This window comes from Variovorax humicola (assembly GCF_037889915.1).
GTDB lineage: Bacteria > Pseudomonadota > Gammaproteobacteria > Burkholderiales > Burkholderiaceae_C > Variovorax > Variovorax humicola.
In genome coordinates, this window is sequence record NZ_JBBKZV010000029.1 from 38,155 (window position 1) to 51,633 (window position 13,479).

Annotated in this window: 6 protein-coding genes; 2 read left to right on the forward strand and 4 right to left on the reverse strand. The window is 65.5% G+C overall.

The window, feature by feature from the left end; genetic code table 11:
- Window positions 1-202 precede the first annotated feature (202 nt).
- Window positions 203-2,116, forward strand: coding sequence for a non-ribosomal peptide synthetase (locus WKW80_RS29390; RefSeq protein WP_340367132.1), 1,914 nt, complete (start codon window positions 203-205; stop codon window positions 2,114-2,116).
- A 59-nt stretch (window positions 2,117-2,175) separates the two neighbouring features.
- Window positions 2,176-8,697 (forward strand): amino acid adenylation domain-containing protein, encoded by a 6,522-nt coding sequence (locus WKW80_RS29395; RefSeq protein WP_340367133.1) that lies wholly within the window; start codon window positions 2,176-2,178, stop codon window positions 8,695-8,697.
- Between the two features lie 483 nt (window positions 8,698-9,180).
- On the opposite strand, the gene WKW80_RS29400 is transcribed toward WKW80_RS29395, so the two are convergent.
- Genes WKW80_RS29400 through WKW80_RS29415 form a run of 4 tightly spaced genes read right to left on the reverse strand, consistent with a single transcriptional unit; the run spans window position 9,181 to window position 13,472 of the window.
- A complete protein-coding gene (locus WKW80_RS29400; protein WP_340367135.1) occupies window positions 9,181-11,175 on the reverse strand; it encodes a hybrid sensor histidine kinase/response regulator in 1,995 nt (664 codons plus the stop codon).
- Window positions 11,172-12,068, reverse strand: a complete 897-nt coding sequence (locus tag WKW80_RS29405) for a sensor histidine kinase (RefSeq protein WP_340367136.1) — start codon at window positions 12,066-12,068, stop codon at window positions 11,172-11,174. Before WKW80_RS29405 ends, WKW80_RS29400 begins: the two co-directional genes overlap by 4 nt.
- Window positions 12,065-13,084, reverse strand: a complete 1,020-nt coding sequence (locus tag WKW80_RS29410) for a SpoIIE family protein phosphatase (RefSeq protein ID WP_340367137.1) — start codon at window positions 13,082-13,084, stop codon at window positions 12,065-12,067. Before WKW80_RS29410 ends, WKW80_RS29405 begins: the two co-directional genes overlap by 4 nt.
- Before the next feature lie 7 nt (window positions 13,085-13,091).
- A complete protein-coding gene (locus tag WKW80_RS29415; RefSeq protein WP_340367138.1) occupies window positions 13,092-13,472 on the reverse strand; it encodes an anti-sigma regulatory factor in 381 nt (126 codons plus the stop codon).
- Between the last annotated feature and the right edge of the window lie 7 nt (window positions 13,473-13,479).

The following is a 13,479-nucleotide window of genomic DNA, read 5'->3' on the forward strand; positions in this document are numbered from 1 at the left end:
CAAGACTTCGTTGCTGCGGGCGAGATCTGACTTTCAGGATCTGGCCCTTCTCGATCATGTGGATCAGCTCCCAGGGAGACCCAAAGAGCTTTAGCCAAATTCCTACGCCCTGGCTTTTTCCGGTCCATATACTGAAAGGCACTCGTGGCCGACGCCCGACCCGAAGGGGTCTGGAATCCCGTGGGCTGTGCTGAAGTCGCCTATGGACCGTCGAGCTTGTGGCGGTGCCGAAAGGGATGTCTTGCCCGAATTCAAAGCTTCAACCCTTGAGCAGTTGCTCGCACACCATGCCAGCGAGAGGCCTGCGGCAATTGCCTTGGTGGCGCCGGGGGCGCAGCCGGTTGGCTATGGCCAATTGTTCTCCATGGTTCGAGCGGCGCGACCCTGGCTGGCTTCCAGAGGACTTGCGCCTGACGCTCGCATTGCCGTGCTCATGCCTGCAGGTCTTGACCTGGCCATGTCGTGCCTGGTGGTTGCATGCTCAGCCGTTTGCATTCCGCTGAACACGGGACTAAGCGAGCCTGAACTGCTGGCTTTGCTCGCAGACGCCCGCGTCGATGCTGTCCTTGGATTGCCGGGCGACACAGTGCCAGCCCGGTTGGCGCAAGCGGCCGGACTGACGTCCCTGATCTTCGACGCCAGGCAGCGGCTGGAGGACTCCGCCGAGGGCATCGTCGGACCGCTCGCATCCGTGCCGGGGCCATCCGATACAGCCCTGGTCCTGATGACTTCGGGGACGACCAGGAAGTCCAAGCGCGTGCCGATCCTGCAAGGGCAACTCGTGCAGTCCGCGCGACAAACTGCGCGTCACCTCCGGCTTTGCCCAGATGACCGTGGCCTCTTGGTGATGCCTGCGTTCCACAGCCAGGGCTTGATCGTGGGATTGCTCGCGCCCCTTGCTGCCGGCTCGACGGTCGTGTGCGTGCCCGGTTTCGAGCCCTCCGAGTTCCTGGGCTGGGTCATCGAATTCCGTCCCACGTGGTTCACCGCTTCGCCCATGGTTCACCAGGTCGTCATCGACCTCGTGTCGCGCCTTGGCACCGGCATGCCGCCGCACCACTTGCGCATGATCCGTTCGGCATCGTCGCCGCTTTCCGAGACGTTGCAGTGTCGAATGGAGGCGCTGTGGGATGTTCCGGTCATTCAAGGCTACGGCATCACCGAAACAGCCGGGCAAGTGGCGTGCAACCCGTTGCCGCCCGAGGCTCGAAAGGCAGGTTCGGTCGGCCGGCCTGTTGGTGCGGATCTGCGCGTGACCGATGCCAAGGGGGATGCGCTACCAGTGGGCCAGGCCGGTGCGGTGATGGTACGTGGACCTTCGGTGTTCGGCGGCTATGAAGATGCGCCCGATCTGAACGCGGGCGCCTTTCGGGACGGGTGGTTCGACACCGGCGACCTTGGCTGGTTCGACCATGACGGCTATTTGTTCCTGACCGGGCGCAGCACGGAGATGATCAATCGAGGCGGCGAGGAAATCTCGCCCTTCGAGATCGAGCAAGCGCTCGCGTGCCTGCCGGGTGTCGCGCAAGCGGTGGCCTATCCGGTGGCGCATCCAACGTTGGGCGAAAACGTCCATGCCGCTGTCGTGCCCTCTCGTGACTGCACCGTGGACGGACAGGCTCTTCGCTCGGCTCTTTTCGGGGTCATTGCGGTCTTCAAGATACCGGCGTGCATCCACGTGATCGATCGCATCCCGCAAGGCGCAGGCGGCAAGGTCCAGCGGCGAAGCCTCCAGCATCAGGTCGCGGCACTCCTCCCCGACTTGCAGGCCGAAGTGCCTTTGACTCCCCTGGAATCGCAGATCGCCGCCTTGTTTGCACAAGTCCTGGTGCAACCCGCGATTGAATTCGATGCCAATTTCCTCGCCATCGGGGGCGACTCCTTGTCCGGCGCCCGGCTGGTCCTCGAAGTCAACGGGACCTGGGGCGTTGATCTGCCGGCATCGGCATTGTTGGCGCGACCGACAGTCAAGACTTTCGCAGCTGCCTTGCAAGTCGCCATCGAAGAAGCCGATGCACTGAGCGCAACCCTCCAGGATGAACTGGACGCCCTCAGCGATCACGAGGTGGAGTTGCTCCTCCGAAGTGATCAATTCGGAGTTGGAGCGACTAGCTGATCGATTCGTCCGCGCTGCGGCACGCAACAGCCCTCGACAAAACTCAAATAGGTACTCTGATGAATGCAGTCCCGAACGTGACCTCTCCGGAACATTCGATTCCAACCAGTCCGGAAGCACGACGGCGCATCCTCGCTCGCAAGCTTCAGCAACGTGCCGCAGCGGGCACGCTCGCGAGTTCCGGGACGACCGATGGCACTCCCCTGTCGTTCCCGCAGGAGGGGTTGTGGTTCGTGGATCAGATGGCCAGCGGAGGCGTGGCCTACAACATTCATTCAGCGACGCGCTACCGCGGCCCCTTGGACGCCGAACTGATCGAGCGCGCCCTGCAATGGCTGCTTGCGCGCCACGACAGCTTGCGCGCGGAGTTTCATGCCGCAGAGCGGGCGCCTGTGCAGAGGGTCATCCCCGTGCCACTGGCGCTGCAACGGTTCAAGCTGAAGCGCGTGCAGCTCGCCCCGGCGGATGCGACGGAGACAGCGCTTCGCGAGCACGTGGCGGCCACGATTGCCCGGCCCTTCGATCTGTCCAGCGCGCCACTGCTGCGCGCGGAATTGTTATGCATCGCGCCCCAGGATCATGTGCTTGTACTGGTCGTGCATCACATCGTGGCCGATGGCTGGTCCATGAGTGTCGTCAAGCGCGAACTCGCCCAGTTCTACGCGCGAGGCGGCGAGGACGTCGAATGGGCCGCGCCGCAACTGTCATTCGCCGACTACGCGACGTGGCAGCGCCAGCGTTTCGAACGCGAGGGCCTTCAGTCACATGCCGCGCATTGGCGCGACAACCTGCGCGAGTTGCAGATCCTGAACTTGCCCACGGACAAACCACGGCCGCCACAGGCGGCTCATGCCGGAAAAACGCTCGCTGTGGGCATTGACCCGATGCTCGGCGCTGCATGGCGCAAGCTCGTGGCGCGGCGGGACGCTACGCCATTCATGGGGTTTCTTGCAGCCTTCAACGTGCTCCTGATGCGCTACACCGGCCAGACCGACGTCGCTGTTGGCGTCCCCCTGGCGGCACGGCATGATGCCCGCCTGCGCGACATGGTGGGCTATTTCGCCAACACGGTGGTCATGCGCAATCACCTTGAAGTCCAGGCTGGATTCAACGTGCTGCTGGAGAGCGTGCGCCAGACCACGCTGGCGGCGCTTGCCCACCAGGACATGCCCTTCGACAGGCTGGTCGCGGAGCTGAATCCGGAGCGCGATCCCAGCCGCAATCCGCTCTATCAGGTCTCGTTCGCACTGGAGAACTTCCCCCACCGTGTCCTCGATCTGGGCGGCTTGGCCAGCGAAGACTTGTGCGTCCGCACCGAGACTTCGAAATTCGACCTATCCCTGGTCATCGTCGAATCGGACGGCAGGTTCGAGGCCCTGTTTGAATACCGCACCGACCTGTTCGAGGCACGCACGGTCGCGCAGATGGCGGGCCACTTCATCACGCTGCTCCAGGGCATTGTTGCCGAACCCGATGGCGCACTGGATCGACTACCGCTGATGAACGCAGTCGAGCGGCAACGAGTGCTGTTCGAGTGGAACCAGCAGCTCCCCGCGGTTGACCGCGACGTGCCGGTGCATTCGATCTTTCGCGCGAAGGCGAGGGAGATGCCCGATGCGGTCGCGTTGCGTTTCGGAACGCGCTGCACGAGCTACCGGGAACTCGATCTGCTGTCGGATCGCCTCGCGCGGAATCTCCGCGCACTGGGCGTCGGGCCCGAATTGACGGTCGGTCTCTGCATGAAGCGCTGCGCCGGCATGGCGGTCGCCCTGCTGGGCATCTTGAAGGCAGGCGGCGCCCTGCTTCCGTTGGACCCCAAGCACCCGAGCGAACGGCTGCACGCCATGCTGGAGGATTCGAAGCCGGCCGTGGTCCTGGCCCAATCGGTGCTCCTGGATCGCCTGCGGGCGATCTGGACTTCGCCGGCGACAAGGTACCTCATGGTTCTGGACGATGGCGGACCGCTGCCTGTCGAACCCCCGGCCGATTTGCCTGAACTGACACGCCAGGATCATCTGGCCTACCTGATCTACACCTCGGGTTCGACCGGCACGCCAAAGGCCGCACAGTTGAAGCACCGCGGCTTGAGCAACCATGTGCTCTGGATGAACGAAGCACTGGGGCTGACTTCCGGCGACCGGGTCCTGCAGAAGACTTCGGTCAGCTTCGACGCGTCGCTGTGGGAGTTCCTCTCGCCGCTGTGCTGCGGTGCGACGCTCGTGATCGCACAACCCGATGTTCATGAAGACATGCGGCTGCTGGCCGCGGCGATCCGGGAGAACGACATCAGCGTGGTCCAGTTCGTTCCTTCCGAACTGCGTGTGATGCTGGACGAATTGACCGAGGTGGACTGCCCGAGCCTTCGCTATGTGTTGAGTGGCGGCGAACCACTGGATCGCGCACTTGCGTTGGCGTTTCGGCAAAGGCTTCCGGGCGTCAGGCTCGGCAATTTCTATGGTCCCACCGAAGCGAGCGTGGACAGCGCCTGGTACGAGATCACCGCGGAACCACCGGATCGCCCGATCGTCCCCATCGGTCGTCCCATCGCCAATGTCCAGCTCTATGTGCTCGATGCCCACTTCCAGCCGCAACCCGTCAATGTCGCTGGCGAGCTGTATGTCGGCGGGCTCGGCGTGGGGCGCGGCTACCTGAATCGCCCGGAACTCAGCGCCGACCGCTTCCTGACGAATCCGTTCCGACCCGGCGAGCCCCTCTATCGCACCGGTGACTCGGCGCGCTGGTTGCCCGATGGGGTGGTGGAGTTCATCGGGCGCAACGACGACCAGGTCAAGCTGCGTGGCTTTCGCATCGAGCTCGGGGAGATCGAGTCCGCACTGGCCGCTTGCCATCAAGTGCAGGCGAGCGCAGTCGTCTTGCGCGACCTCGGCCCCAACCGAAAGGAACTGGTCGCGTACGTCGTCCCGAAGGGCGCGGCCGATGCGCGATCCATGCGGCAGGCTTTGAAGACCCGGCTGCCCGACTACATGATTCCGGGCATCTTCATGTTCCTTCCGGAACTGCCACGACTGGCCAGCGGGAAACTCGATCGCCGCCGGCTTCCCGGCCCTGACAGTGACGGGGCCGCGTTGCATCAGCTTGCGCCGCGATCACCGATCGAGTCGACCTTGCTGGACATCTGGAGCGCCGTGCTGGGCAAGTCAGGCTTCGGCGTGCGCGCGAATTTCTTCGATCTCGGCGGGCATTCGCTGCTGGCTACGCAGATCGTCTCGCGCATCCGTTCCACCCTTCGGGTCGAGTTGCCCTTGCGCCAGATGTTCGAGCGCCCGACGATCGAGGATCTGGCCCAGGAGATCGGCAGGTCGGCGTCGGAGCTGGATGTCGACGAAGCGGCCGAACTGGCGCCCATCGAGCGGGTGCCGCGATCAGGGTCGCTGCCCGTGTCATTCTCGCAGCGGCGCATGTGGGTGCTGAATCAGATGGACCCCGGGGGCGCCGCCTACAACATGCGCGACGCGATGCGTCTGCGCGGCCCACTGAACAAGACCGCATTGCGCGGGGCGCTGGACCACCTCGTCGCCAGGCACGAGGCATTTCGCTCGACCTTTCGATTCGCAGACGTCGAACCCAGGGTCGTCATCGGCGAGGTACGGCCGTCCGACCTGATCGAACTCGACCTGTCGGAGACGCCCTTGGCCGATCGGGAGCGCGAATTCCACAGGCAGGCCGAGCGCATTGCATCAGAGCCCTTCGACCTGGCTTCCGGTCCTCTTCATCGATTCATCCTGCTGCACCTCGACGCGAGCGACCATGTCCTCGCGCTCGTGATGCATCACATCATCGGCGACGACTGGTCGTGGGGCATCCTCCTGCGGGATCTGCAGGAACTGTACGGCGCGGAACTGAGAGGACGTGCGGCGTCCCTGCCGCCTCGCGAGCTCGACTTCGCCGACTACGCGAGCTGGCAGCGAAAGCACATCGACGACCGACTCCTCACGCGCCAGACTCACTACTGGCTGGGTCAGCTCGCGGGCATGGCCCCGTTGAACCTCAGCTCGGACACCGCAGTGGCGCAGCGCGTCGGCAGCCGGGGTGACCGCGTTCGACGGCAATTCCCACAGGGCTGGCTGGCCGACATCCAACGCTTCAGCGGCGCCCTCGGCCTGACGCCGTTCATGACACTCCTGGCGGCTTTCCAGGCCTTGCTTGCGCGCTATTGCGGCCAGGAGGACATCGTGGTTGGCACGCCCATCGCCGGGCGTATGCGAATCGAGTCCGAAGAGGTGGTCGGCTCGCTGGTCAACACGCTGGCGTTGCGCAGCCAGATCCGGCCGACCCAAAGCTTCACGGAGTTGACGAAGCAGGTGCGCGAAACCTGCCTGTCCGCCTTCACCCATCAGGACATTCCGTTCGACTATCTGATGGATCGGCTGCGCCAGCAGGAGTCGGGGGCCCAGGCGCCCAACGTGCGTGTGATGTTCAATGTAGTGAACACGCCCCGGAAGATTCCGCAATTCGAAGGCCTCGAGGTGGACTTCGTGCCATTGAACCTGCATGCCACGCAGTTCGATCTGTCTTTGACGATCGACACCGAGGTCGAGCATGCATTGGCCCTGGGGTATTCGACCGAGCTCTTCGCGCCTGCGACCGCGCAGGCGATGATGGACAACTACATGCATCTGCTGGAGAGTTTCATCCAGCAGCCGGACCGGCCCTTGCGCGACCATGCGGTAGCCAGCCCCGAAGAGTTCGCGCGGCTCGCTGCATGGAACCAGACCGATTGCCCCTACCCACGCGATCTCACCGTCCATGGTCTTCTGGGTGCCCGGCGCCAGGCTCCCGGCACGGCCGTCATGCAGCTTCCGGGCGAGGCGCTGGGCTATCCCGAGCTCTGGTCGCGCGTGGATCGGCTGGCGTGGTTGCTGCGCGCCCGCGGCGTGCGAAGAGGGTGCCTGGTCGGCCTCTGCGTGCAGCGCACAGCGGCCATGGTGGTTGCGCAACTCGCTATCCTGCAAGCAGGCGGCGCCTATGTGCCGCTGGACCCGGCCTACCCATCGCAACGGCTGCACGACATGGCCCGGGACGCGGCGCTGACGCTGCTGTTGACCGAACAGGATCTCGCGGCCCTGTGGCAGGACCTCGCCGTACCGATCCTGCTGGTGGATCGGGCGCACGAGGCGTTGATGGCGCAGCCCCAGACCGCACTGTCGCCCGATGAGGAATGCGACGCGCGACCCACGGACCCGGCCTACGTCATCTACACCTCCGGCTCGACCGGCAAGCCCAAGGGCGTGGTGGTGCCGCATCGGGCTGTCGTGAACTTCCTGCTATCGATGCAACGCGAACCCGGGCTGGGACAGGAAGATGTGCTGGTAGCAGTCACGACGCTGAGCTTCGACATCGCAGTGCTCGAACTGCTCCTGCCGCTACTGGCCGGCGCGACCGTCGTTCTCGCGAGCCGCGCACAATCGGTGGACGGCGAGGCGCTGCGGGTCCTGATCGATCAGGCGCGCGCGACGGTAATGCAAGCAACGCCCGCGACGTGGCGCATGCTGATCGACGCCGGCTGGAACGGGTCGCCTTCCTTCAAGGCCTTGGTCGGGGGCGAGAGTCTCAGCCCGCACATCGCCCAACAGATCCTGGCGCGAGCCGGAGAACTCTGGAATCTCTACGGCCCGACAGAAACCACGGTCTGGTCGACCTGCTGGAAAGTCCCGCCGGCGCCGCAGACGATCTCGATCGGCCGTCCGATCGCGAACACGCGCATTCACGTGCTCGATGCCCAGGGAAGCCGTTGCCCGACGGGCGTGTCGGGGGAAATCTTCATTGGTGGTGACGGCGTGACTTTGGGCTATCTGCACCGCCCCGAGCTGAGTGCAGAGCGCTTTATCCCCGATCCGTTCAGCGACGATCCGCGCGCGCGCTTGTATAAGACCGGGGACCGCGGACGCTGGCGCCACGACGGCCTGCTCGAACACCAGGGTCGGCTGGATTTCCAGGTGAAGGTGCGTGGACACAGGATCGAGCTCGGAGAAATTGAATCGTGCCTGCTCTTGCACCCCGGCATCTCCCAATGCCTGGTCGTCGCGCGCGAAGACCGTCCGGGCGAAACCCGCCTCGTGGCCTACCTCGTCTTGCGCGACGGCGCGCCCGCAGGGCCTGACTTCAAGGACCACCTGCGCGTCAGCTTGCCCGACTACATGCTGCCGCAACACTACGTCGAGCTGCAGGCGATGCCGCTTCTGCCAAACGGGAAGATCGACAGGCAGGCGTTGCCTGTACCGCGCGTCGAATCGCGCATCAACCTGGGTGCCGACGACGCGCCGTCCTCACCCGCAGAGATGGCCTTGGCGGGAGTCTGGAGCGAGGTCCTCGGCGTGGAGCGCGACGCCATCGCGCGCCGTGACAACTTTTTTGACCTTGGGGGCGATTCGCTTCAGGCCAGCCGCGTCGTGATTGCCTTCCATCGTCTCGGGGGCGTTCGGCTGGAAGCCCGAAGAATGATCTTCGAAACCCTGGGCCAGATCGCCCATGGCATCGAGTTGCGGGCGCACGATGCCGTTCGGCAGGAAGAGAAAGCGAAGCAGCCCAGGAAATGGTTCGAGCGGCTGTTCAAGTCCTGATGCGCAGCATCATCGGCACGCCCGCGGTGCGCTTTCCTGCGTGCTCCAACGAGTTCACTGATGCCAAAGAACGAAGGCGCCGGCGGCGATCACCACCGCGACAAGGAGGCCCAGAAGGTTTCGGCGCCAATCTGCGGCGTAGCGCTCCCTGCGGACTTGGCGTTCCAACTCCAGAGCCTGCCTTGCGCTTGGGCGTCCCCAAAACTCGCTGTCATCATCCACGTCCGATGCTCTCTCCATAAGACCTCCAATGTGAAAAATTCACATTTCACTGCGGGTCTGAGGCAGCCTGAGTAGGACGCAGCCGAAGTTCTTCGCGGGTTGGTGCGCCTATCGAAGTCGCGATGAAGAAGCTGTCAATTCCCGTGAGGCAGCCTGCATCCAGGCAAGGCCATCAGGGAGCCGTTGAGTGGCGGGCCGTCGGCACGAGCGGGCTCGCCTTGGTTACCGTCGCAGCGTGCAAGGCCTCCTGCACGAGACGATTCACGACCCGCCCGGCACCGTTTGCTGCGGCGACCGGCCGAGCACCTGCTGAATCTGCCACAGCAACTTCAGCGGCTGCAGCGGCTTGGCGCAGTGGGCGTCGAAGCCGGCTTCCAGCGCCTGGCGCTGGTCGCGTTCGCGTGCGAAGGCAGTCAGTGCGATGGCCTGCAGGTGCTGGCCGCTTGCCGCTTCGCGCTTGCGGATCTCGCGGATCAGCGTGTAGCCGTCCTTGCCGGGCATGCCGATGTCGCTGACCAGCACGTCGGGCGTCACGGTGTCCAGCAGTTCCAGCGCCGCATCACAGCTGAAGGCCGTGGTCACGTGTGCCCCGCGGTCTGACAGGATCATCTGCAGCATCGCGTTGGACTCCATGTCGTCGTCGACGATCAGCAGGCTGATGCCATTGAGCGAGGTCTTCTCGTGGGCCGTCGCATCCGGAACGGTGTCGTCGTCGCCGGCGTCGCTGCTCGGCGCGGCGGTCGAGATCGGCAGCCAGACCTGGAACGTCGTTCCACGGTCGATGCCCTCGCTTTCCGCGCTGACCGTGCCGCCGTGGGCCTCGACCAGTTGCTTGACGATAGACAGGCCGAGGCCCAGCCCGCCGCGCTTCCGGTTGCTCGAGGCATCACCTTGCGCGAAGCGGTCGAACACCATCGGCAGGAACTTCGGCTCGATGCCCTGGCCTTGGTCACGGACGTAGAGCGTCACGCCCTGCTCGGCCTCGGCCAGGCCCACGGTGATCGTACCGCCGCGCGGCGAGAACTTGATGGCATTGCTGATCAGGTTCCACAGGATCTGCTGCAGCCGCGAATGGTCCGCGAAGATGGGCCGATAAGGCGGCGCGAGCTCGAGATTGAGCACGTGCGCGCTTTCGTCGATGGCAGGGCGCATCGCCTCGATCACGTTGGTCACCACCTCGGATGGGTCCACCGCCTCGAAGATCAGCGGCAGCTTGCCGAGGTTCAGGCGCGACATGTCGAGCAGGTCGGTGATCAGCTTGGCCTGGATATGGCCGTTGCTCTCGATGGCGCGCAGGCCGCGCAGGATGTCGTCGCTGGCGCCGCGCTTCTGCAGCAGGTGCGCCCAGCCCATGATGACGTTGAGCGGCGCGCGCAACTCGTGCGAAAGCACGGCGATGAGGTCGTCCTTCATGCGGCTGACCTGTTCCGCCTCGCCTCGTGCAGCACGCTCGCGGTCGAGCAGTTGCCGACGTTGTTCCTCCAGCATCACCCGTTCGGAAATGTCAATCGCCACCGCCATGTTGACCCGCTGTTCGATGTGCGGGGATACGCTCCACTCCAGATGCACGAGCCGGCCGTCGGGCCGGGCTACGGGGAACTCGCGCCGCTGTGCCGTCTCGCCCGCGCTGCGCATGAACTCGTCGACCGGCCCGGCCGAATCGGCCGGCACGAACTCGCTGACGAAGCGGCCGGCAACTTCCTGCACCGGCCGGCCCAGCAGGGCCAGCAGTGCGGGGTTGACGTCAATCAGGCGGCCGTTGTCGTCGAGCAGGGCGATGCCGGTCAGCGCATGCGCGTAGATGGCGCGGAACTTGGCCTCGCTGCGGCGCATGGCGTCCTCGGCGACGCGAGCGCGCACCAGCGCCTGCACCGTGGCGACCAGCACCGCCGGTTCGACCGGCCGCGTCAGGTAAGCGTCGGCGCCCGAATCGAGCCCGCGCACCTTGTCCTCGTCGGTCACGTAGGCGGCGGTCAGGTGCAGCACGGGCAGGCGCTCGGTCTCGGGGCGCAAGCGCAGCCGGCGGCAAAGTTCGAAGCCATCGATGTCGGGCAAATGGACGTCCAGCACGATGGCCGAGATGCCGTCGTCCGCCATCCTCAGGCCATCGGTGCCGGTGGCCGCCTCGCGCGTGCGAAAGCCGGCGCTCTGCAGGATGCGCCCCGTGACGTAGCGGGTGGCTGGGTCGTCATCGACGATCAGCAGTTCGTGCATGGCCCGGTCGATCGGCCGGAACTCCGGTGTGTCTTCGCTCATGGGGTCGTCCCCTCGCCCCCGGCCGCGACGCCGTCGTCGGGAAGTCGCAGGGGCAATGTGATAAAGAACGTGGATCCTTGCACGAGGTTGCTGCGCACGCCGACACGGCCGCCCAGCAGCTCCGCGAGTCGCTTGCTCAGGGAAAGGCCAAGGCCGGTGCCGCGCAGGCGCTTCTGGATGGGCGAGTTGATCTGCGCGTAGTCGTCGAAGATCGACGAGTGGAATTCCGGCGCGACGCCGATGCCGGTGTCGCTCACCGAGAACGTCACCGCGTCGTCTGCCTCCAGCGTCGCCGATACGCGGACCTCGCCGGCCAGCGTGAATTTCAGCGCGTTGGAGATGAAGTTGCGCAGGATCTGCGACAGCTTCTTGTCGTCGGTGAAGAGCTTGATCGACTGCGGCGGCTCCTCGAAGATCAGCGTGACGTCGGGGTTGGTCAGCACCGGCTTGAACATGCCGCGCAACGCGGAGAACAGGTCGAGCATGTCGAACCATTCGGCCGAGATATCGATGCGGCCGGCCTCGACCTTGGCCAGGTCGAGCAGGTCGTCCACCATGTCGGAGAACTCGACCGAGGTGGCGCGGATGAACTCCACCTGCTTGCGCTGCTCGACGGTGAGCGGGCCGTCGATCTCGTCCAGCAACAGGCGCGCAAGGCTTCGGAAGGTGGACAGCGGCGTGCGGAACTCGTGACTCATGTAGGCGAGGAAGCGGCTCTTGAGCTCGGTTGCCTGGCGCAGTTGCTGCGCTTGCGTGTCGAGCTCGGCATAGAGCGCGAGCACGCCGCGGTTGGTCTCGTCGAGCTCGGCCTGAAGCGCCTTGATCTCCTGCGCCTGGTTCGCCGCGAGACTGGCCAGTTCGGCGTCGGTCACCGGCACGACGTCGGCGGTCATCGGAACTGCTCCCATGCGCGCCTGACGACGACCACCGTCGCGTCATCGCGGCCGCGCCGGTTGCCGCGCAGGAGCCAGGCCGCGATGAGCACCGGGTCCTGCTGCAACACGCCCTTGGCGTCGTCGAAGTTCCAGCGCGTGGTGATGCCGTCCGAATGAAGCACGACGATCGCATGGGCGGGCCACGCGTAAGGCGTGTCGGCGAGCTTGCGCACCTGCACGCCAAGGGTGCCGTTCTGCGACATCAGGCTGCGGTCGTCCACGCCGCTGATGATGCGCCCCGCGATGTTGCCCGCGCCCGCGAAGAGCAGCGAGCCCGTTGTCGCGTCGAGTTCGGCAATGGCGACGGCGGCACCTCGGGTCGATCGCATGAGACCATGCGCGCGCACCAGGATCGCGTGCGGCGGGCCGGCTGCGGTCTCGAACACCTGCCTTGCGGCCTGCGATGCTTCGGCCGCCTGCGGCCCGTGGCCCAGGCCATCGGCGACCATCACCTGCGCCTTGTTGCCGTGCAGGCGGACCGACCAGTTGTCGCCGCAGACGGTCTCGCCGGGCGCCGACAGGCAGATGCCGCCCACGCTGAACGCCTGGTGGTCTGCCACGCCGGCCGTATCGGCCGCCGCACCGACCCGCGCGACGATGACCGTGCCGGTGGCGGGTACCGAGAAGACATGGAAGTCGGCCGCGAGCCGGCGCACCGCGCCCAGCCCGGTGCCGGGGCTTCCACCGGTCGAGTAGCCGTCGACCATGCTTTGCCTGACGTCGGCCATGCCAGGGCCCTGGTCGGTCGAGATGATCTCGAGAATGCGGCCCTTGCCGTTCGTCGTGCAGCCGAGCAACATCACGCCACCCTTCGCGTGGCGAGCGAGGTTGGTTCCCAGTTCGGTGACGACCAGCGCCGCGCGTCCGCAGGTGGCCTCGTCGAAGCCCAATTCGTGGGTCAGGCGCGCGGCGGCGCGGCGCGCCTCGCCGACCTGGTTCGGCTCAACGACGGGGATGGCGAGGTGCGGACCCATGGCGGCTTCACTTCCATCGCGTGATGGTGACGCAGGTGCCCTGGCCGGGCACGGTCTTCAGGTCGAACTCGTTGACCAAACGGCGGCTGCCCGAGAGCCCGACGCCGAGGCCCGAACCCGAGGTCCAGCCGTCGGTCAGCGCAAGGTCCACGTCGGGAATGCCGGGCCCCTTGTCGTCGAATGCCAGGCGCAGGCCGGTGCGTATGCCGTGGGTGACGATGCTCCAGCGCATCTCGCCCCCACCGCCGTACACCACCGTGTTGCGCGAGAGTTCGCTGGCGGCGGTGATCATCTTGGTCTGGTCGACCAACGAGAACTTCAGCTCCTGCGTGAGCTTGCGCACCATCTGCCGGCTCATGACGATGTCGTGTTCCGTGCGAAGCGACATGGCACCG